Annotated in this window: 17 protein-coding genes; 11 read left to right on the top strand and 6 right to left on the bottom strand. The window is 71.5% G+C overall.

The features are described 5' to 3' along the window. Nucleotides 1-156: 156 nt before the first annotated feature. Nucleotides 157-1782 (bottom strand): penicillin-binding transpeptidase domain-containing protein, encoded by a 1626-nt coding sequence (locus OHT61_RS13470; RefSeq protein WP_329038169.1) that lies wholly within the window; start codon nucleotides 1780-1782, stop codon nucleotides 157-159. A gap of 240 nt (nucleotides 1783-2022) precedes the next feature. Here OHT61_RS13470 and OHT61_RS13465 point away from each other — a divergent pair, with 240 nt between their 5' ends. Then, entirely contained in the window at nucleotides 2023-3171 is a 1149-nt protein-coding gene (locus OHT61_RS13465; RefSeq protein WP_329038168.1) for a glycosyltransferase, read from the top strand. Between the two features lie 159 nt (nucleotides 3172-3330). Here OHT61_RS13465 and OHT61_RS13460 read toward each other — a convergent pair whose 3' ends face one another. Further along, complete coding sequence (locus OHT61_RS13460) at nucleotides 3331-5097, bottom strand: dolichyl-phosphate-mannose--protein mannosyltransferase (protein ID WP_329038166.1); 1767 nt, start codon at nucleotides 5095-5097, stop codon at nucleotides 3331-3333. Nucleotides 5098-5150: 53 nt separating this feature from the next. Between OHT61_RS13460 and rsmI the strand changes: the two genes are divergently transcribed. The 6 genes from rsmI (at nucleotide 5151) to OHT61_RS13430 (ending at nucleotide 10087) form a co-directional block, all read left to right on the top strand. After that, on the top strand, nucleotides 5151-6047 hold the full coding sequence (gene rsmI / locus OHT61_RS13455) for a 16S rRNA (cytidine(1402)-2'-O)-methyltransferase (protein WP_329038164.1): 897 nt from the start codon (nucleotides 5151-5153) through the stop codon (nucleotides 6045-6047). Nucleotides 6048-6217: 170 nt separating this feature from the next. Further along, entirely contained in the window at nucleotides 6218-6607 is a 390-nt protein-coding gene (locus OHT61_RS13450) for a hypothetical protein (RefSeq protein ID WP_329038161.1), read from the top strand. A 33-nt stretch (nucleotides 6608-6640) separates the two neighbouring features. After that, a complete protein-coding gene (locus OHT61_RS13445) occupies nucleotides 6641-7507 on the top strand; it encodes a TatD family hydrolase (protein ID WP_329038157.1) in 867 nt (288 codons plus the stop codon). Nucleotides 7508-7655: 148 nt separating this feature from the next. After that, complete coding sequence (locus OHT61_RS32515) at nucleotides 7656-8237, top strand: ubiquitin-like domain-containing protein (protein ID WP_443049428.1); 582 nt, start codon at nucleotides 7656-7658, stop codon at nucleotides 8235-8237. Nucleotides 8238-8246: 9 nt separating this feature from the next. Further along, complete coding sequence (gene rsmA / locus OHT61_RS13435) at nucleotides 8247-9182, top strand: 16S rRNA (adenine(1518)-N(6)/adenine(1519)-N(6))-dimethyltransferase RsmA (protein ID WP_329038155.1); 936 nt, start codon at nucleotides 8247-8249, stop codon at nucleotides 9180-9182. Continuing rightward, nucleotides 9179-10087, top strand: coding sequence for a 4-(cytidine 5'-diphospho)-2-C-methyl-D-erythritol kinase (locus OHT61_RS13430; RefSeq protein ID WP_329038152.1), 909 nt, complete (start codon nucleotides 9179-9181; stop codon nucleotides 10085-10087). The genes rsmA and OHT61_RS13430 overlap by 4 nt, the downstream gene beginning before the upstream one ends. Before the next feature lie 66 nt (nucleotides 10088-10153). Here the strand turns inward: OHT61_RS13430 and OHT61_RS13425 are convergent, their stop codons facing one another. Beyond that, nucleotides 10154-10414 (bottom strand): Txe/YoeB family addiction module toxin, encoded by a 261-nt coding sequence (locus OHT61_RS13425; protein ID WP_329038149.1) that lies wholly within the window; start codon nucleotides 10412-10414, stop codon nucleotides 10154-10156. A gap of 21 nt (nucleotides 10415-10435) precedes the next feature. Then, nucleotides 10436-11086, bottom strand: coding sequence for a lipoprotein (locus tag OHT61_RS13420; RefSeq protein ID WP_329038147.1), 651 nt, complete (start codon nucleotides 11084-11086; stop codon nucleotides 10436-10438). A 150-nt stretch (nucleotides 11087-11236) separates the two neighbouring features. On the opposite strand from OHT61_RS13420, the gene OHT61_RS13415 reads away from it, so the two are divergent. The 4 genes from OHT61_RS13415 to OHT61_RS13400 all read left to right on the top strand — a co-directional run bounded on the left by OHT61_RS13415 (nucleotide 11237) and on the right by OHT61_RS13400 (nucleotide 18412). Next, a complete protein-coding gene (locus OHT61_RS13415) occupies nucleotides 11237-13054 on the top strand; it encodes an ABC-F family ATP-binding cassette domain-containing protein (RefSeq protein ID WP_329038145.1) in 1818 nt (605 codons plus the stop codon). A 620-nt stretch (nucleotides 13055-13674) separates the two neighbouring features. Continuing rightward, on the top strand, nucleotides 13675-15528 hold the full coding sequence (locus OHT61_RS13410; RefSeq protein ID WP_329038143.1) for an outer membrane protein assembly factor BamB family protein: 1854 nt from the start codon (nucleotides 13675-13677) through the stop codon (nucleotides 15526-15528). A gap of 58 nt (nucleotides 15529-15586) precedes the next feature. Continuing rightward, entirely contained in the window at nucleotides 15587-17485 is a 1899-nt protein-coding gene (locus OHT61_RS13405; protein ID WP_329038141.1) for an outer membrane protein assembly factor BamB family protein, read from the top strand. Between the two features lie 234 nt (nucleotides 17486-17719). Then, the gene (locus tag OHT61_RS13400) at nucleotides 17720-18412 is read left to right on the top strand and encodes a helix-turn-helix transcriptional regulator (protein WP_329038139.1); all 693 of its coding nucleotides are present in this window, start codon (nucleotides 17720-17722) and stop codon (nucleotides 18410-18412) included. 51 nt (nucleotides 18413-18463) lie between these two features. Here the strand turns inward: OHT61_RS13400 and OHT61_RS13395 are convergent, their stop codons facing one another. Next, nucleotides 18464-18760, bottom strand: a complete 297-nt coding sequence (locus OHT61_RS13395) for a hypothetical protein (protein ID WP_329038138.1) — start codon at nucleotides 18758-18760, stop codon at nucleotides 18464-18466. Between the two features lie 15 nt (nucleotides 18761-18775). Then, nucleotides 18776-20449 (bottom strand): sodium:solute symporter family protein, encoded by a 1674-nt coding sequence (locus OHT61_RS13390; RefSeq protein WP_329038135.1) that lies wholly within the window; start codon nucleotides 20447-20449, stop codon nucleotides 18776-18778. Between the last annotated feature and the right edge of the window lie 136 nt (nucleotides 20450-20585).

The following is a 20585-nucleotide window of genomic DNA, read 5'->3' as shown; positions in this document are numbered from 1 at the left end:
GACCCGCACGCTACTGAACGGGACCGCGTGCACACCACAGCGATTCCGGCGGCTGTGCGGATCGTCACCCCGCTTCCGGGCGGCCTCTTCCGTCGTCGTACCCCGCCGCCCCCGCCCGGGTTACGACCCGGCGCGCAGGGTCGTATCCCGCCCGGGCTACGACCCGGCGCGCAGCACGGAGGCGACGACGGGGCCTGCGGCGTCACCGCCGTGACCGCCGGACTGGACGACCGCGGCGGCGGCGAGGTCGTTGCTGAAGCCGGTGAACCAGCTGTTGGACGTGCCCTGTCCGTCGACCTCCGCCGATCCCGTCTTGGCGCCCTTGTCGCCGCCCACGGAGGCCATGGCCGCCTGGCCGGTGCCCCAGGACGCGGTGGCCCGCATCATGTCGTTCAGCTGCCGGGTGACGTTCTGCGGCAGCGAACGGGACGCGGTGGCGATCTGCCGGTCGTCCACGGACTGCGGGACGATCACCGGCTGGTGGAAGGTGCCGGTGCGGGCGGTGGCGGTGATGGACGCGATGTTGAGCGCGTTCATCTGGACGGTGCCCTGGCCGATGTACTGGGCCGCGGCCTCACCGCCGGTCTCGTCCGGCACCTTGCCGTCGAAGGAGGCGATGCCCGTCTTCCAGTCCAGCCCGATCCCGAAGACGTCCCGGGCCTCCTTGGGGAGGGCCGCGTCATCCTTGGTGTCGTCGATCAGCTTGATGAAGGCGGTGTTGCAGGAACGGGCGAAGCTGGTGGTGAAGTTGGTGGAGGCGGGAAGCTCGAAGTACTTCAGGTTGTGGAAGGTGCGGCCCTGGTACAGCGCTTCCTTGGGGCACTCCGTCGGCCGGTTCGCCGAGACGAGACCCTTCTCCAGGAGCATCGCGGCGGTGACGATCTTCAGCGTCGAGCCGGGCGCCTGGGTGCCCTGCATCGCGGCGTTGAAGCCGGTCGCCGGGTTGTTGGCGACCGCGCGGATCGAGCCCGTCGAGGGCCGCACGGCGACCACGGAGGCCTGGCTGAACTTCTTGACCGCCTTCTCCGCCGCGGCCTGGGCGCCGGCGTCGAGCGTGGTCTGCAGCTTGCCCGGCTTCCCCTCGGCGAGCGTCAGGAGCGTGGTGTTCGCCGCGGACCCGCCCTCGGGCTCGATCCAGGTCTCGATGCCCGGGGAACCCCCGGTGCTGTCGCCGTACTTCTCACGCAGGGTGTCCAGGATCGGCCCGAGCGACGGGTACGTCTCCTTGTCCAGCACCTTGCCGTTGTGGTCCACCGCCTCGATCGCCGCGGTCTCCGACTCGCCCGTCTTCAGGGTCGCGCCCTCGGTGAGCTGCGGATGGATCACCGTGGGCTTCCAGTCGACGAGCGCCTTGCCGGTGGTCAGCCCCCGCACCACGGTCAGTTCGGAGGCGTACGACCAGGGCTTGGTCTTCCCGTCGTAGGACACCGTCGCCTTCACCGTGTACGGCACCTTCGCGCCGACGGGCGGGCCGGGTGTGATGACGGCCTTCGTGACGTGGGCGTCCTCGGCGAAGCCGGTCAGGAGCGGCTCGGAGGCGGCCTCGTTGTTCGTGAGCAGCGAGGCGGCGGCCCCGTCGCCGGACGCCCACGCCGCGAGGAAGTCCTTGGCGGTCGCCCGTATCTCTTCCTGCCCCGGGGGGCCGGTCTTGACCTCGGACGACGCGGAAGCGGTCCCGATGCCCCCGCCGCCCAGGACCACGCTGTACACGCCGTAGCCGAGCCCTCCGCTCACGAGCACGAACACCCCGCCGATGACGGCGACTTTCGCTCCACTGCGCATTGCGTGATCCCCTCCCCAGGAGCCTCCCTTGAACACGTTCAAGAGAGCTGTCATAGCCACCCTACGTGACGGAAGTGAAGCCTGAGGTGGTTGTTACAGGACCGCGACGCGGTGCCTGAGAGCGCTTTCCGGTGGGCGGTTCCGTGGCCACCGCTCGGCGGACGCGGGTCCGGCCGTGTCGCCCAACTCGTCTGTGTGAGCATGTAATTGACATAACAAGTAATGTTGTAGCGTGCGCACATGCGTATTCTCATGTTCACCACCCCCCTTCTGGGGCACTTTTTACCGATGCTGCCGCTGGCGCGGGAGTTCCGGAAGCAAGGTCATGTCGTCGCGTTCGCTTCGGCCGCGCCGATGGCAAGTGCCGTGGAGTCCGAGGGCCTTGACCTGATTGCCGTCGGCCCGGACAAGGTGGAGATGCTCACCGAGGCGATCAAGCGGATCGGCGCGGAGGGGCTGACGAGCGAGTCTCCCCAGTTCGTCGCCGAGTTCTTCGCCGGGGTGCGACTCGACCTCGGCGCGGACGACGCCCTCGTCGCCGCGCGCTCCTGGGCGCCCGACATGATCGTGTCGGAGCGCTGCGATTTCCTGGGGCCGATGGTCGCCGCCACGCTCAAGCTGCCGTCCGCTGTCATCGCCACCGATCCGGCACTGGAGCCGGACCTGCTCGAGGCGCTGGCCACCTCGGTAGGCTCACGCTTTCTCGTGCGTGGCCTGGAGGCGCCGGTCGACGCGCTGTCCGGTCGATGGCTGCTGGACCTCTGCCCGCCCAGCCTGCACGGCGCCGCCGAGGTACCGGGTGTGGAGCGCAAGGTGCTGCGGCCCGAGCCCCATCAGGCCCCCGAAGGGGTGCCTCCCGTGAAGCGGGCCGCGCTCACCGGCCGGCCCCGGGTGCTGGTCAGCTTCAGCACCGGATCGAACGAGATGGAGCGACTCGGCTCGCTGCTCAGGTCGCTCAGCACCCTTGACGTGGACCTGGTGGCGACGACTTCGGGCAACCCGGCGCCGCCGGAGGGGTTCGGGCTGGATCCGGACCGGCTGGAACTGGTGGTGTTCGTGCCCGCCGCGGAACTGCTCGACGGTGTCTCGGTCGTCGTGCACCACGGTGGCTCAGGCACCACGTTCGGTGCGGCGGCGCGTGGTATCCCCGCCGTCGTGGTGCCGGACAGGCCGACTCAGCAGGGCTGGGCACAGCGACTCGAGGCCGCCGGAGCGGGACTGGTCCTGCCCGTGGGCGACCAGGTGTCCCCCGAGGAGGTCGCGGCGGCTGTCGAGCGGCTGTTGTCGGACCCCGGATTCACCGTCGCGGCACAGCGTCTGAGGGACGAGATCGCCGCGATGCCCACTCCGGCGGAGGTGGCGGCACAGCTCGTCGCCGCGGCCGGCTGACGGGCGGCGCGGTCCGAGGGCCCCGGGCCCCGGGCGCGCTTGCGCACGGGCCGTTCGCGGGCCGTCGGGGAGCGTCCCGGGCCGAGAGGGTCCGCCACCACATATGACGAAGGCCCGGCACCTGAGGGGGCGCCGGGCCTTTCGCGTGTGTCTCCGCGGCTACACCCAGGTGTCCAGCCACATCCGGTCGCGCCAGGCGTCGTCAGGGATCGACGTGCCCGTGTAGATCGGCCAGAAGTAGATGAAGTTCCAGATGATCAGCAGCACCAGCACGCCCGCCGCGATCGCGCCCAGCATGCGTCTGTGTTCGCCCGTGGGGTCCGCCTTGGTGAGGCCCAGGCGGTGCCTCGTGCCGGTGCCGGCCGCCGGGCCCAGCAGGGCGCCGATCATCATCGTGACCGCGAGGCAGAGGAACGGGACGAACACGACCGCGTAGAAGAGGAAGATCGTCCGCTCCTGGTAGTGGAGCCAGGGCAGCCAGCCCACCGCCACGCCGCACGCGATCGCGCCCGCCCGCCAGTCGCGGCGGAAGAACCAGCGCCACAGGACGTACAGCAGCGCCACGCACGCCGCCCACCACAGGACCGGGGTGCCCAGTGCCAGGACCTCGCGGGCACACTTGCCGGTCGCCGAGGCGGTGCAGCCCGGCTCCTCCTCGTAGAAGTACGAGACGGGGCGGCCCAGCACGAGCCAGCTCCACGGGTTGGACTGGTAGGTGTGGCCGGACGTGAGGCCGATGTGGAACTCGTAGACCTGGTACTCGTAGTGCCACAGGCTGCGCAGCCAGTCGGGGAGCCACGTCCAGCTTCCGCCCTTGCCCTGGGTGGCCGCCCAGTTGCGGTAGTAGCCCTTGCCCGTGACGATCCAGCCCGTCCAGGACAGGACGTACGTGCCGATCGCGACCGGCACCGTGGAGACGAAGGCCGGGAGCAGGTCGTGGAGGACCACGGCCCGGTACGGCTGTACCGCGCCCGCCGTGCGCCGTGCGCCGACGTCCCAGAGCACCGCCATCACCGCGAACGCGGCCAGGATGTACAGCCCGTTCCACTTCGTGCCGAAGGCCAGGCCGAGCATCAGCCCGGCCGCGAGCCGCCACGGACGCCAGCCCAGGCGGAGCGTTTCGGCTACGTGGGTGTCCGGCCGCAGGATTCCGTCCTCGTCCACCGGGAGCGCGGCGGCCAGTCTGCGGCGGGACCAGTCCCGGTCGGCGAGGAGGCAGCCGAAGGCGGCCAGCACGAAGAACATCAGCACCAGGTCGAGCAGCGCGGTGCGGCTCATCACGAAGTGCAGCCCGTCCACGGCCAGCAGCGTGCCGGCGAGACAGCCCAGGAACGTCGAGCGGAACAGGCGCCGGCCGATGCGGCACAGCATCAGGACCGAGAGGGTGCCGAGCAGCGCCACCATGAAGCGCCAGCCGAACGGGGTGAAGCCGAAGAGCTGCTCGCCGATCCCGATGATCCACTTGCCGACCGGGGGATGGACGACGTAGCCCGGGTCCACCGGGACGGCGACCGAGGACGGGTCCGCGAGGATCTTCTTGTCGATGTCCTTGGGCCAGGCGCCCTCGTACCCCTGGTTGATGAGCGCCCACGCGTCCTTGGCGTAGTACGTCTCGTCGAATATCACCGCCTTGGGGCTGCCCAGGTTCCAGAACCGCAGCACGCCGGCGACCAGCGCCACCAGCAGCGGACCTCCCCAGGCGGACCAGCGCACCAGGCGGTCCGCCCGGTCCGCGGGCACCGCGAGGACGCTCCAGAACCGGTCGCCCGGGCGGGCGTACGGCGGGACCAGGCGCTCGCGCAGCCCCGTCTCCGGCCGTGGGGAATGGCCGAAGCGGCGCAGCCGCTGCTGCCAGGAAGGCGGCTGGTCGCCGGTGTGATCCCCGGCGTCGTTGCCCTGCTGGGCTTCGGGCGCAGTACTCGTCACCGCGCCATCGTAGGGAACGCTTCTGTGCGAGTGGTGCCGCCCGTGCTGGGAGGATGGCCGATGTGACTGGATCGACTGGAACGCTCGTACTCGCAGGGACCCCCATCGGCGACGTGGCGGACGCCCCGCCACGGCTCGCCGCCGAGCTGGAGACGGCCGACGTCGTGGCCGCCGAGGACACCCGGCGGCTGCGCCGGCTGACCCAGGCGCTGGGCATCCACACGACGGGACGTGTCGTCTCCTACTTCGAGGGCAACGAGTCGGCGCGTACGCCGGAGCTCGTCGAGGCTCTGGCCGGCGGCGCGCGCGTCCTGCTGGTCACCGACGCGGGCATGCCGTCCGTCTCCGACCCCGGCTACCGGCTCGTGGCCGCCGCCGTGGAGCGGGACATCAAGGTCACCGCCGTACCGGGCCCGTCGGCGGTGCTGACCGCGCTCGCCCTGTCGGCCCTGCCCGTGGACCGCTTCTGCTTCGAGGGATTCCTGCCGCGCAAGGCGGGGGAGCGGCTCGGGAAGCTGCGCGAGGTCGCGGACGAGCGCCGCACGATGGTCTTCTTCGAGGCCCCGCACCGGCTGGACGACACCCTGGCCGCGATGGCCGAGGTGTTCGGCGCGGACCGCAGGGCGGCCGTGTGCCGCGAGCTGACCAAGACGTACGAGGAAGTGAAGCGCGGCTCCCTCGGCGACCTGGCCGTCTGGGCGGCGGAAGGCGTGCGTGGTGAGATCACCGTCGTGGTCGAGGGCGCGACGGACTCGGGGAACGAGGGACTGGACGCCGCCGAGCTGGTGCGCAGGGTGCAGGTGCGCGAGGAGGCGGGGGAGCGGCGCAAGGAGGCCATCGCGGCGGTCGCCGCCGATGCGGGGCTGCCCAAGCGCGAGGTGTTCGATGCGGTGGTCGCGGCAAAGAACGCGGCTCGGACCGGCCAGGCGGAGGGCAAGGGACTAGCCTGAAATGTAAAGCCCGAACCGCGTTCCGGCCCCTTTGTCCATGGATCGGCCAAAACCGTTCCAACACTCGGCAGACCTGGTGCGTCGCCGGTCGTGGAGGCGTCCACTTGAGGGTGGAACGCACCATCCGGAGTGCTTGTCCGGAGTGCTTCTCCGCTGACAAGGGAGCAGGCATGAGTGAGATCGCAGCAACCACCGTGCACGAGGCGTACGCGTTCGCCTGCATGAGGTGCGGGCACGGCTGGGAGCAGGCCTACCAGATAGAGCACCACGTCGACGGCTCGGGCAACGCCTTCGTGGTCTACAAGGCGGACGGGGAGCGCGTGCCCTCGCCGCTGTCCACTCCCTCCTGCGCCAACTGCGGCGGCCATGTGGTCCGGATCATGCGCGCCGGCCGGGTCTCCTCGGTCCAGCAGCTGCTCCGGCCCCCGCAGGCGCCGCTTCCGCCCGAGAGCGGCGGCGAGGCCGAGGAGGAGATGGCCGTCGCGGCCGTGCGGACCCCCGCGCCCGGTGCGCACCACTGGCACCTGTCCGACCTGCTGCGCCCCTTCCACCGCCGGTGAGAGGGACGGCCCGTGCCCTCGTAGAGTCGGGGCATGAGCCGTACCGAAGCCCCGCCGCTGCCCGAACCCCTCAGGGTTCCGGTCGCCGATTCGCACACCCACCTGGACATGCAGGACGGAACCGTCGAGGAGGGCCTGGCCCGCGCCGCGGCGGTCAACGTCACCGCCGTCGTCCAGGTGGGCTGCGACGTGAAGGGCTCGCAATGGGCCGCCGAGACCGCCGCCGTCCACCCGTCCGTCCACGCCTCGGTGGCCCTCCACCCCAACGAGGCGCCCCGCATCGTCCACGGGGACCCCGAGGGGTCGGCCCGCCAGGGTGCGCGGGAGCCCGGCGGCAGGGCCGCACTCGACGAGGCGCTCGCCGAGATCGACGCGCTGGCCGCACTCGCGTACGTCCGCGCCGTCGGCGAGACCGGCCTGGACTACTTCCGTACGGGCCCCGAGGGCATGGCCGCCCAGGAGGAGTCCTTCCGGGCGCACATCGAGATCGCGAAGCGGCACGGGAAGGCCCTGGTCATCCACGACCGGGAGGCCCACGCGGACGTGCTGCGCATCCTCGCCGACGCGGGGGCACCGGAGCGGACCGTCTTCCACTGCTACTCCGGGGACGCCGAGATGGCCCGGATCTGCGCGGCGGCCGGCTACTTCATGTCGTTCGCCGGCAACGTGACCTTCAAGAACGCGCAGCCGCTGCGGGACGCGCTGGCCGTCGCTCCGGCCGAGCTGGTGCTCGTCGAGACCGACGCGCCGTTCCTCACGCCCGCGCCGTACCGCGGCCGGCCCAACGCGCCCTACCTCATTCCGGTCACCTTGCGCGCGATGGCCGAGGTGCGGGGCACCGACGAGGACGCCCTGGCCGCCGCCGTCTACGACAACACCGCGCGGGCGTTCGACTTCTGACCCCGGCTCCGGACCCGGCCTGCCCCTCGCGGCCCGCCGGGAGGTCCGCTCCCGACACGTTGGGTAATCGTACGACTTTGGAGGGTGACCTCTCCTCGGTTATCGTGCCCGCGCAACGGGGTCGGCAGGCCGGAGCTTCTGGAGCGTCGTGGGCCATTCGCAGGGCAGTCACCGCGCACCGCGCGGCAGTCGGCGCACGGTCCAGGCCCCTGTCAGGGTCCCGGCCCCCGCGCCGCCGCGGCCCGCCCCGTCGCTGTCCTTCCACGAGGAGCGGACGATCGTCGCCGCCCTGTGGCCGGCCCGTTCGCAGGTGCACGTCCCGACGATGCTGGACACGCCGCTGGTGCCCCGCCCCGCGGCACCCCGGGACGAACCGGCCCCGCGACGCCGGCGCGGCGGGCACCGGGCCGCCCGGCGGGGCGCCCCGGAGAGCCTGCGGCGGCTCGTCCCCCGGGCCCTGGTCGTCGCCGTCCTGACCGGCGGCACCGCCGCGTTCCTCGCCCAGGACAAGGCCGTCCAGGTCAGCGTCGACGGCTCGTCGCGCACCCTGCACACCTTCGCCGACGACGTCGGGGAACTCCTCGACTCCGAGGGCGTCGTCGTCGGCACCCGTGACGTCGTCGCCCCCGCACCGGGCACCGGACTGGACGACGGGGACGAGGTCGTCGTCCGGCGGGAGGCGCGCGGGCCGGGGCCGGGTGGCGGTCCCCGGGCCCCGCGGCGGCCGTAGGCTTAACGGGTGAGCACCACAGAGCCCGACGCCCTCCTGGGCCCCGCAGACATCCGCGAGCTGGCCGCAGCGCTGGGCGTACGCCCCACGAAGCAGCGCGGCCAGAACTTCGTCATCGACGCCAACACGGTCCGCAGGATCGTACGGACCGCCGAGGTGCGGCCCGACGACGTGGTGGTCGAGGTCGGGCCCGGCCTGGGTTCGCTGACCCTGGCCCTCCTGGAGGCGGCCGACCGGGTCGTCGCCGTCGAGATCGACGACGTGCTCGCGGGCGCCCTGCCGGCCACCGTCGCCGCGCGCCTGCCGGAGCGGGCCGGCCGGTTCGACCTGGTCCACTCGGACGCGATGCTCGTGACGGAACTGCCCGGCCCGGCGCCGACCGCACTCGTCGCGAACCTGCCCTACAACGTCGCCGTGCCGGTGCTGCTCACCATGCTGGAGCGCTTCCCCACGATCGAGCGGACGCTCGTGATGGTGCAGGCCGAGGTCGCGGACCGGCTGGCCGCCCGGCCGGGCAACAAGGTCTACGGCGTCCCCTCGGTGAAGGCGAACTGGTACGCCGACGTCAAGCGCGCCGGGTCGATCGGCCGCACGGTGTTCTGGCCCGCGCCGAACGTCGACTCCGGGCTCGTGTCCCTGGTGCGCCGCGCCGAGCCCGTCCGTACCACCGCGAGCAGGGCCGAGGTGTTCGCCGTGGTCGACGCGGCCTTCGCCCAGCGCCGCAAGACACTGCGCGCCGCCCTCGCCGGCTGGGCGGGCTCCGCCCCGGCGGCCGAGGAGGCCCTGGTCGCGGCGGGCGTCTCACCGCAGGCCCGGGGCGAGTCGCTCACCGTCGAGGAGTTCGCCGCCATCGCCGAGAACAAGCCGTCGGGCGGCGCACCGTCGGACGGCGCACCGTCGGGCGCCGGGCAGCCGGACGCCGGGACCTCCGGGAGCAGCGAGTGAGCGTCACCGTCCGCGTGGCCGCCAAGGTCAACGCCCAGCTCGCCGTCGGCGCCCCCAGGCCCGACGGCTTCCACGACCTGGCGAACGTCTTCCTCGCCGTCGGCCTCTACGACGAGGTCACCGTCACCCCCGCCGACGCGCTGCGCGTCACCTGCTCCGGGCCGGACGCCGCGCAGGTACCGCTCGACGCCACCAACCTCGCGGCGCGCGCCGCGATCGCGCTGGCGGCCCGGCACGGCATCGCGCCGGACGTGCACATCCACATCGCCAAGGACATCCCCGTCGCGGGCGGTATGGCGGGCGGCAGCGCCGACGGTGCCGCCGCACTGCTGGCCTGCGACGCCCTGTGGTCCACCGGCGCGTCCCGGCAGGAGCTCCTGGAGATCTGCGCCGAACTGGGCAGCGACGTGCCGTTCAGCCTGATCGGCGGAGCGGCCCTCGGGGTCGGCCGGGGCGAACGGCTGACCCCCGTCGAGGTCGGCGGCACGTTCCACTGGGTGTTCGCCGTCGCCGACGGCGGGCTCTCCACCCCGGCCGTGTACGGCGAGTTCGACCGCCTCACCGCGGGCACCGGCGTCCCCGAACCCGCCGCGTCGGCCGCGCTGCTCGACGCCCTGCGCACGGGTGACGCCACCGCGCTGGCGGACGCCCTCGGCAACGACCTCCAGGCCGCGGCGCTCTCCCTGCGCCCCTCGCTGGCCGACACCCTCGCCGCCGGCATGGGGGCGGGCGCCCTGGCCGCCCTGGTCTCGGGCTCCGGTCCGACCACGGCGTTCCTCGTCGCGGACGAGGAGTCGGCGCACAAGGTGGCCGACGCACTGCTGGCGTCGGGCACGTGCCGCAGTGCCCGGGTGGCGCTGTCGCCGGCCCCCGGAGCCACGGTCGTCGGGGCCGGTGCCGCCTGAACCCTGTTCACCGGAGTGCCGCACCCGCACTGCCGACCGCCGTGCACACCAGCGCCCGGGCTGTGGTCAGGAGCCGTAGTGGTGGCGGCAGGCGGCGATGCGGACCTCGTCGTCGACCACCTTGTAGATCAGGCGGTGTTCCGCGGTGATGCGGCGGAACCGGAATCCCTGGAAGCCGTGTTCCAGGGGCTCGGGCTTGCCGATGCCTTCGTTGCCGTTCCGGGCGACATCCTGGAGCAGGCTGTCGATCCGCCTGAGGATCTTCCGGTCCTGGGCCTGCCACCGGACGTCGTCCTCCCAGGCCGACTCGTCCCAGACGAACGTCACTCCGGGCCAGGCGGCCGCCCGTCAGCCCAGCTTCAACGTGCTCCTCGCCAGCTCGTACGCCGGGAGCATCTCCCGGTGCTCCGTGGAGTCCAGACCGCCCAGGTGCACCACGACCGGGCCCTTCGGGGTGGCGACCGCGAAGGCCCGCTCCGTCTTCCGCTCGTCCAGCAGCTCGGCCCCGACGATGTAGGTGACCTCCACGGCGGGCACCGCGCCCGCCTCGGTCTCCTTGTAGGAGGCCCCGGTCGCGTTCTCCTCACCGGACACGAAGTCCTCCAGCGCCGCGCGGGGGGTGGTGGAGGCGCCCTTGCCCTGCCAGACCCGGAGGTAGCCGATGTTCCCGGCCGGCTTGGCGTCGATCTCGCAGACCATCGTGGCCGCGCCCTGCTGCCCGAGGGCGGCCAGGTCGGAGCCGGGCTCCACCTCCACCGCCTGGGGCTTCCAGTCCACGGCCAGGTCGAAGGTGACGGGCAGCTCACACGCGGTGCCCGCGCCGCCGAGGGAGCCGCCCTTCTTCGCGGGTGCGCTCTCCGCGGCCCGGGCGGGCGCGCTGTCCCCGTTCTTGCCGGCGCCCGGACCCGCGTGGCTACCGCCGTCCGACGGTGAGGAACAGCCGGCCAGCACCGTCGCCGCGAGGACTGCCGGTATCCAGGTCCGCATCGTGTCGCGCATCGTGAAGTCCCCACCCCAGAGATGTTCCGTACGGCTCCGACCTGGGCTTACACCCCATGATCGATCGCCGCACGCTATCGCACCTCGCGCGGCGACTACTCTGGGACGTCGAGCGGTCCCCGACGCAGGGACCCCCCAGGCAGGAGTGAAATGGCCGTCAATCTGGTCAATGTCGAGCAGGTCAGCAAGGTGTACGGCACCCGTGCCCTGCTCGACGGTGTATCCCTCGGGGTGTCCGAGGGCGACCGGATCGGCGTCGTCGGCCGCAACGGCGACGGCAAGACGACGCTCATCCGGATGCTCGCCAAGCTCGAGGACGCGGACAGCGGCCGGGTCACCCACAACGGCGGGCTGCGCCTCGGTGTCCTCACCCAGCACGACTCCCTCGACCCGAAGGCCACCATCCGGCACGAGGTGATCGGCGACCTCGCCGACCACGAGTGGGCGGGCAGCGCCAAGATCCGGGACGTGCTGACCGGTCTCTTCGGCGGCCTCGCGCTCCCCGGCTTCGAGCACGGTCTGGACACGGTCATCGCCCCGCTCTCCGGTGGCGAGCGCCGCCGGATCGCGCTGGCCAAGCTGCTCATCGGCGAGCCGGACCTGATCGTCCTCGACGAGCCCACCAACCACCTCGACGTCGAGGGCATCTCCTGGCTGGCCGGACACCTGCGGGCCCGGCGCTCCGCGCTCGTCTGCGTCACCCACGACCGGTGGTTCCTGGACCAGGTCTGCACCCGCATGTGGGACGTCCAGCGGGGCTCCGTCCACGAGTACGAGGGCGGTTACAGCGACTACGTGTTCGCGCGGGCCGAGCGGGAGCGCATCGCCGCGACCGAGGAGTCCAAGCGGCAGAACCTGATGCGCAAGGAGCTGGCCTGGCTGCGCCGGGGCGCCCCGGCCCGCACCTCGAAGCCGCGCTACCGCATCGAGGCCGCCAACGAGCTGATCGCCGACGTGCCGCCCCCGCGCGACACCAGCGAGCTGATGAAGTTCGCCAACGCCCGCCTCGGCAAGACCGTCTTCGATCTGGAGGACGTGACCGTCCAGGCCGGACCCAAGACCCTGCTCACCCACCTCACCTGGCAGCTCGGCCCCGGCGACCGCGTCGGCCTGGTCGGCGTCAACGGCGCGGGCAAGACGTCCCTGCTCAGGGCGCTCGCGGAGGCGTCCCGCAGCCAGGGCGACGTCCAGCCCGCCGACGGGAAGATCGTCGTCGGCAAGACGGTCAGGCTGGCCTACCTCTCGCAGGAGGTCGCGGAGCTCGACCCGAAGCTCCGGGTGCTCGAAGCCGTCCAGCAGGTGCGCGACCGCGTCGACCTCGGCAAGGGCCGCGAGATGACGGCCGGGCAGCTCTGCGAGCAGTTCGGCTTCGCCAAGGAGAAGCAGTGGACGCCGGTCGGCGACCTGTCCGGTGGTGAGCGGCGGCGGCTTCAGATCCTGCGGCTGCTGATGGACGAGCCCAACGTCCTCTTCCTCGACGAGCCCACCAACGACCTGGACATCGAGACCCTGACCCAGCTGGAGGACCTCCTCGACGGCTGGCCCGGGTCGATGATCGTGATCTCCCACGACCGCTTCTTCATCGAGCGGACCACGGACAAGGTGATGGCCCTCCTCGGTGACCGGGCGCTGCGGATGCTCCCGCGCGGCATCGACGAGTACATCGAGCGCAGGCAGCGCATGGAGGAGACCGCCACGCCGGCCTCCGCCGCGGGGTTCCCGGCTCCGAAGGCTGCCCCGGCCGAGACCGTCTCGCCGCAGGCCGCGCGCGCCGCGAAGAAGGAACTGCAGAAGGTCGAGCGGCAGCTCGAGAAGATGTCGACGAAGGAGACGTCGCTTCACGCGCAGATCGCCGACAACGCCACGGACTTCGGGAAGGTCGCCCAGCTCGACGCCGAACTGCGTGAACTCGTGGCGGAGCGGGATGTGTTGGAGATGCGCTGGCTGGAGCTGGCCGAGGACGCGTGATCCCGGCGGTGTGACCGGCGGTGCCGGAGGACGGGCGGGGCGCGGTCGGTGCGAGATGCCCCCGCCCGGTCCGGGCGCCGCCCCGTCACCCGTCTCGCGCCGTCGGCCGCCGGCCGCCTTGTCACCCGTCCCCCGCCCGTCGGCCGCCGACGTGGTCAGGGGGGCGGAGCCGGTCCGTGAGGGCGGGCGCACCCGGCGGGGCCCGCGCGGCGCCGGCGACGTACCCGGCCACGACGGCCCTTCTCGCCCTCGGTGGATGAACACCCCCTCCGAATACGGGCGATAGCGTCACGTACGGCGGCAATGCGGCCGAGTCGCCTGCGGTGGTTCCGTGAAATCGACGTGCACCATGTGAAGTTGATCAGGCGTCAGTCGAACGGGAGTCCGGAGCCCGCCCGCCCGCGCGTAACGGCGGCATCACGGGCCGGTTCTCCCTTGGGAACGGGGCTGGACCGTTCCGCTGTTCGATATCGACCGGGTGGTACAAAGAACCCCCCGCCCGACTGTCGTGACGCCGCGGGATCCATGCCCGATTCGCTCCTTTCCGACGGGAATCCATCCCAGCGGAATCGCGGGGGAGAACGAACCGGGCACCGGACCGCACGAAGGGGGACGTGCTGATGACGCAGCCGCCCAGCCAGCAACCGCCGCCGGGAGGCTTCGGGGCTCCGCAGGAGCCGCAGGACACTCCCCAGCCGCCCACACCCCCCGCGGCCCCGCCGCCGATGCCTCCCGCCCCGCCGCAGACGCCGCCCCCGGCCGCCGCGCCCCAGACGCCGCCGCCTCCCGCCCCGCCGGCCGGACAGCCCGGATACGGCTACCCGCAGGCACCGGGCGCGCAGCCCGGATACGGCTACCCGCAGGCTCCCGGCCAGGCCCCGGGCCCGTACGCCCAGCAGCCCGGCCCCTACGGCGCGCCGGCCGGACCGTACGCCCAGCAGCCCGGCCCGTACGGCCAGCAGCCGACCGTCGGTTACGGCTATCCGCAGCAGTACCCCGGCGCGCCCGCCCCCGGCGGCCCGGGCGGCGGCCCCTTCAAGCGCAGGACCGCGGTGATCGTCGGTGCGGCGGTCGCCGTGCTGCTCGTCGTCGCCGGCGGCGTCTTCCTCGCCACGGGTGACGACGGGGAGGAGAAGAAGCCCGTCGCGGGACCCAGCGACTCCCCCGTCGGCCCGAGCGCCTCGCCGAGTGTCGACCAGGGCGACGGCAAGGGCGACGGCCGGGAGACGGACGACGACCTCAACGCCGGGCGCAAGCCGGGGGAGGCCAAGGTCCTGTGGACCACCGTGAACGGCATCGACCTGCCGCGCAACGGGGCGGACGTGTACGGGCCGTGGATCGTGGGGGACACCCTCGTCAAGGGCATGTACCGCTCGGTCGTCGGCTACTCGGTGGCCGACGGCAAGGAGAAGTGGACCCTCCCGCTGCCCGCCGACCTGTGCGCGGCTCCCGCGACGGCCACCGCCGACGGCAGGATCGTCATCGGGGTGAAGAACGGCACCACGGACAAGGCCGACTGCTCCGAGCTCCAGATGATCGACCTCAACACGGGCAAGGCGGGCTGGAAGAAGACCGTCAAGAAGAACGGCACCTGGGACCTGATGTCCGACATCGGTCTGGCGATCAGCGGTGACACGGTCACCGTCGGCCGCACCAGCAACTCCAACGGCTACCGGGTGAGCGACGGTTCGCAGCTGTTCGGCAAGCCCTCGGGCAACTGCCAGCCGTTCGCCTTCGCCGGCGGCCCCAAGCTGATCGCCGCGTCCGCCTGCCGCACCTCCGACGCCGACAACCCGCAGCAGCAGATCCAGGAGGTCGACCCGGCCACCGGTAAGCCCAAGTGGACCTACCAGCCCAAGCGAGGCTGGCAGGTCGACAAGGTGTACTCGGTGAGCCCTCTCGTGGTCTCGCTGACCCAGCGGGAGGAGAAGAAGTGGTCCATCCTCGCGCTGAAGGAGAACGGGACACTCCGCTCCCAGCTGGTCGGCGACAAGGAGGACAAGTTCTCCGTCGACTGCGGTCACGACTTCGCGATCTTCGGTGAACAGCTCGAAGGGTGCTCCGGCCTCGCCGCCGACGCCAACACCTTCTACATGATGACCGAGGACGACACGAGCGGCACCGGCCGCACGAACAAGGTCGTCGCGTTCGACCTGAACACCGGCAAGCCCAAGTGGAAGGCCGCCGCCCCCGCGGAGCGCACCATGAAGCCGCTGCGCATGGAGGGCGGCCGGGTGCTGGTCTACCTGGAGCCCTCCTACGACAAGGGCGGGGCGATCGCCACGATCGCGCCCGCCGGCGGCGCGCCCGAGGTCGTGCTCCAGCACCCGGACTCGACCACCCGGATCGAGAACTTCTTCACCTCGAAGGTCGTCTACGCCGGCGGCCGCTCGTTCGTCGTCAGCGACCGCGTGAGTGCGAGCAACGACGAGGAGGAGAAGGCGCAGACGACCATGATGGCCTTCGGCAAGTGACGGCCGGCACCGGCCACCGCAGCACCTTCCCCACGGACTCCCCCGAGGTACGTACGCCATGACCCAGCCGCCCCAGCCCTCCGACGACCCGCCCCAGGGCGGGTTCGGCGCCCCGCAGGACCCGCCTCCCGGCGGCTTCGGCGCGCCCGCCCCGCCCCCCTCCGACGGCCTCACCAAGCAGCCGCCGTCGGCGCCCCCCGGCCCCCCCGCCACCCCACCCCCGCCGGCCGGTGGCTACGGCAGCCCCCCGCCCCCGCCCCCCGGCGGCCACGGGGCACCGCAGACACCCCCGCCCGCCGGTGGTTTCGGCGCACCGCAGCCGCCGCAGAACCCGGCGTACGGCTACCCGCAGGCACCGCCCCCCGGACAGCCGCCGACGCAGCCCGGGTACGGCTTCCCGCAGGGACCGCCCGGACAGCCCGGCATGCCCCCGCAGCAGGGGTACGGCTACCCGACCGCGCCGATGCACCCGCAGTACGCGGCTCCGCAGCAGGGCGGCGGCAAGAAGTTCAACGTCCGGATGCAGATCATCGTCGCGGCCGTCGTCGCCGTGGCACTGATCGTCGGCGGCGGGGCCATCTACGCCTCCAGCGGCGGTGACGAGGGCGGCGGCAAGGACGCCCCCGCCTCGGCGGGCCCCGACGGCGGTGAGGCCAAGGGCGGCGACGGTCTGGCCGGCGGCACGGAGAAGGCCCCCTCGGACACCAAGTCCAGGATCGGCTTCCAGCTTCCCCACCCCAAGGTCACGGACACCACGGTCGTCGACGGATCGTGGGTCACCGACAAGGTGTACGTGAAGACCGGCGTGTACGAGGTCGTCGGCTACGACCTGGACAAGGGCACCAAGCTCTGGTCGATCCCGCTGCCGGGGCAGGTCTGCGCCGCCTCGCGGCACATGAGCAAGGACTTCAGGACCGCGATCGCCTTCCAGGAGGGCAAGCCCTCCGCCGCGGACAAGTACCCGTCCTGCAACCAGATCGGCGCGCTCGACCTGGCCGGCGGAAAGATGGTGTGGAACAAGTCCGTCACCTCGGACTCCAACGGTGACGAGCCCATCCGCTTCAACGAGGTCACCCTGAGCGGTACGACGGTGGCGGCCGGCGGCACCAGTGGCGGAGCCGCGTTCAACCTCGCCGACGGTGCCGAGCTCTGGAAGCCGAAGACCGACGCGAACAACTGCTCCGACCGGGGTTACGCCGGCGGCGAGGCCCTCGCCGTCGTCCGCCGGTGCGGCGGTTACGACGAGGCGCAGCTGACGATCCAGGCCCTGAACCCGGCCACGGGCGCCCCTCTCTCCTCCTACCAGATGCCGGCCGGCGTGGACTACGCGAGCATCGTCTCCACGAAGCCGCTCGTCGTCGCGGCCGACGTCGGCGACACCGCCGGTGACGGCAGCGGCATCTCGGACTTCTTCTCGATCGACGCGGCGACCGGAAAGCTCATCGTCCGGATCTCCGCCGACGCGGACAGGTACGCCGCCGAGTGCGGTTCCACCGAGGTCGAGACGTGCCACTCGCTGGCCGTCGGCGACAACCGGCTGTACGTGCCGACCGAGGAGCACGAGGGCGGCGGGGAGTACGGCGACACGAACGAGATCGTCGCCTTCGACCTGACCACCGGCAAGCTCGTCGGCGGCAGGGCGGACGCGGGCGACAGCTACACGCTGACCCCGCTGCGCATGGACGGTTCGAACGTCATCGCGTACAAGAAGCCCCCCTACGACAAGGGCGGCCAGATCGTCTCCATCGACGGCTCGACCTTCAAGGAGACGGTGCTGATGGTCAACCCGGACGACGAGGCGGTACGCGACGCGGAGACCAGCTTCTCCAGCGACTACTCCGAGTTCCTCTACGAGAAGGGCCGGCTGTTCATCTCCGAGAAGATGATCAGTGAGCCCAGCAAGAACGCGAGCGCGGACGACAAGCAGTACCTCGTCGTGTCGTTCAGCACCGTCTGACCCACCCGGGTGAGCGGTGACGGCCCTGCCGGTTGATCATTCGACCGGCAGGGCCGGTCGTTTTCCGACCGGCAAGTAGCCCATAATGACTCAGAATTCGGCATTCTGGGGGGCTTCTGCCCGGTAGAGGGGGCGCGGCGTCGAACAAGCGTGTAACTTGCCGGGTCAGAGGGCCGGGGGGCCTGGTCAAGGGCTACACAGCGGTACGCGCTGTACACATGGGGGCAGAACTCGATGGGCGTTCGGCTCATGGTGGTCGATGACCACCGGCTGCTGGCCGAGGCACTCGCCTCCGCCTTGAAACTGCGCGGGCACCGGGTGCTCGCGGCGGCCGCGCCGACGGCCGGAGCCGCCGAACTGGTCGTCAGCAGGGCGCCCGAGGTCTGCCTGTTCGGCACGGCGGCGCCCGCCGAACCCGGCGCGTTCGACCCGATCGTCCGCATCGGACGCGAGCGCCCGCAGGTGGCCGTGGTGGTGCTCGGCCCGGTGCCCAGCCCGCGGGGCATCGCGGCGGCCTTCGCCGCCGGTGCCGCCGGCTACGTCCGCCACGACGAACGCATAGAGGGCGTGGAACGCGCGATGGTCAAGGCCCGCGCGGGCGAGGCCGCGATCGCCCCGCAGCTGCTGCGCGGCGCGTTCGCCGAACTGCTGCACCCCGCGGTCCAGCCGGACGACGAGGGCCAGCGGCTGCTGCGGATGCTCACCCCGCGCGAGGTCGAGGTGCTGGTGCGGGTCGCCGAGGGCGAGGACACGCGGCTGATCGCGGCAGGCATGGGCATCGCCCCGAGCACCGCGCGCACCCACGTGCAGCGGGTGCTGATGAAGCTGGGGGTCGGGTCCCGGCTGGAGGCCGCGGCGCTCGCGGCGCGCACGGGACTGCTGGACCGGGCGGCGGGAACACCGCAGGGGCCGGACGGCCTCGCGTGATCGCGTGACGGTCCGGCCCCCGCGGTGTCGGCCGGTTCCGCGGCCCGCCGGTCAGCTCTCCGGCGTACCGGGGACCTCGTCCGGCACCTGCGCCGGGCGCAGCTTCATCCAGATGAGGAAGAACAGGCCGAGCGCCAGCATGGCCAGGCCGGTCCAGAGGTTGATGTGGACGCCCTCGGCCTTCTTCAGGTCGGCCTCCGACGGGCTGATGCCGGCGATGGTGACGATCACTCCGTAGATCACGAAGAGGCCGCCGATGATCCGCCGGATGTCGAAGAGCCGGGCCGCGGTCGCGGACGTGCGCTCCAGCTCGGAGACTTCCTTGTGTGCTTCGTGTGCGTCGGACATGGTGAGTGCCTCCGATCAGAGCGAGTAGGGCAGGTAGCACAGGGTGGCGAGGACGATGGCGCCCCAGCCGAGCAGGGCGGGCTTGCGGTACCAGGCGTCGTCGCCCGCCTCGGGGGCCTCGTCGGCGTCCGGGGACTCCGTTCCGTAGACCAGACCGGCGAGTTCGGCCTCCGGCTTGGGGGCGGTGAACAGGGTGACGGCGACCATGACGACCGCGCCTGCGACGAATCCGACGATCGCGGAGACGAAGTTGGCGCCCTGGTCGGACGGGATGTCGATGATGCCCTGCTTGTAGACGACGAAGTAGTTGACCATCGCCGCCGTGGTGCCCGCCAGCAGGCCCCAGACACCGGACTTCATCGAGGCGCGCTTCCAGAACATGCCGATGATGAAGACGACGAAGAGCGGGACGTTGAAGAACGAGAACAGCGTCTGCAGGTACGTCATGATGTTGGAGAAGCTGGCGGCGATGAACGCGGTGCCGATCGAGGCCAGCACGCCCACCGCGGTGATCAGCCGCCCGAAGCGCAGGTAGTACGCGTCCGGCTGGTTCTTCTTGACGTAGCGCTGCCAGATGTCCGTGGTGAACACCGTGTTGAACGAGGACACGTTGGCGGCCATGCCGGCCATGAACGCGGCCAGCAGACCCGTCACCGCGATGCCGAGCACACCGTTGGGCAGGAGCTCCTGCATCAGCAGCGGGATGGCGTCGTTGTACGTGAGGTCGGAGCCGGGCGTCCCGATCTTCGGCACCAGCACGGCCGCGACGAGGCCCGGGATCATCACGACGAAGACGATGAAGATCTTCGGGAACGCGGCGATCAGCGGGGTGCGCTGGGCGGCCGAGAGGTTCTTCGCGGACAGGGCGCGCTGCACCTCGGCGAAGTTGGTGGTCCAGTAGCCGAAGGAGAGGACGAAGCCCAGGCCGAGGATGATCGTCAGCCAGTTGGCGCCCAGCGGGTTGGCGTCACCGATGCCGGTGCCGCCCCAGGCGGTCATGAAGTCCGCACCGTGCTGCTTCTCCAGGGACCCGCTCAGCCCGTCCCAGCCGCCGACGCGCTTGAGGCCCAGCAGGGTCAGCGGGATCAGCGCGGCGAGGATGACGAAGAACTGCAGCACCTCGTTGTAGATCGCCGAGGAGAGGCCGCCGATGGTGATGTAGACGAGGACGAAGAGTCCCGCGACGACGATCGCCACCCACTGCGGCCAGCCCAGGAGCGCCTCCACGACGATCGAGAGGGCGTAGAGGTTCACGCCCGCGATCAGGATCGCCGAGAAGGCGAAGAGTATGGAGCTCAGCAGGTGCGCCGACCTGTCGAAGCGGTGCAGCAGGAACTCCGGTACGGAGCGGACCTTCGACCGGTAGTAGAAGGGCATCATCACCAGGCCGAGGAAGACCATGGCGGGGATGGCGCCGATCCAGTACCAGTGGACGACCGCGACGCCGTACTGCGCGCCGGTCGCCGCCATGCCGAGGATCTCGGTGGCGCCGAGATTCGCCGCGACGAAGGCCAGGCCGGTCACCCAGGCGGGCAGCGACCTTCCGGACAGGAAGAAGTCGAGGCTCGTCTTCACGCTGGCCCGGGCGGCGAAGCCGATACCGAGCACCACGACGAAGTAGATCGCCAGGATTGTGTAGTCGAGCCCGTTCGTGGGGAGCCGGAGCCCGTCGGCCAGATAGTGGTGCATGGGGGGTACTCGCTTCGTTGCGCGAACTGAACCCGTCGGAACCTACGCCTTTGTGTTCAGAAAATGAACAGTTCGGTTGCCGTTCTTTGTTTGATCGTGATCGGAAGAGTTGAAATGTCCCACTTGGCCCCGACGC

This window comes from Streptomyces sp. NBC_00178, from assembly GCF_036206005.1.
Taxonomy (GTDB): Bacteria; Actinomycetota; Actinomycetes; order Streptomycetales; family Streptomycetaceae; genus Streptomyces.
This window is presented reverse-complemented; position numbering and strand designations above follow the sequence as displayed.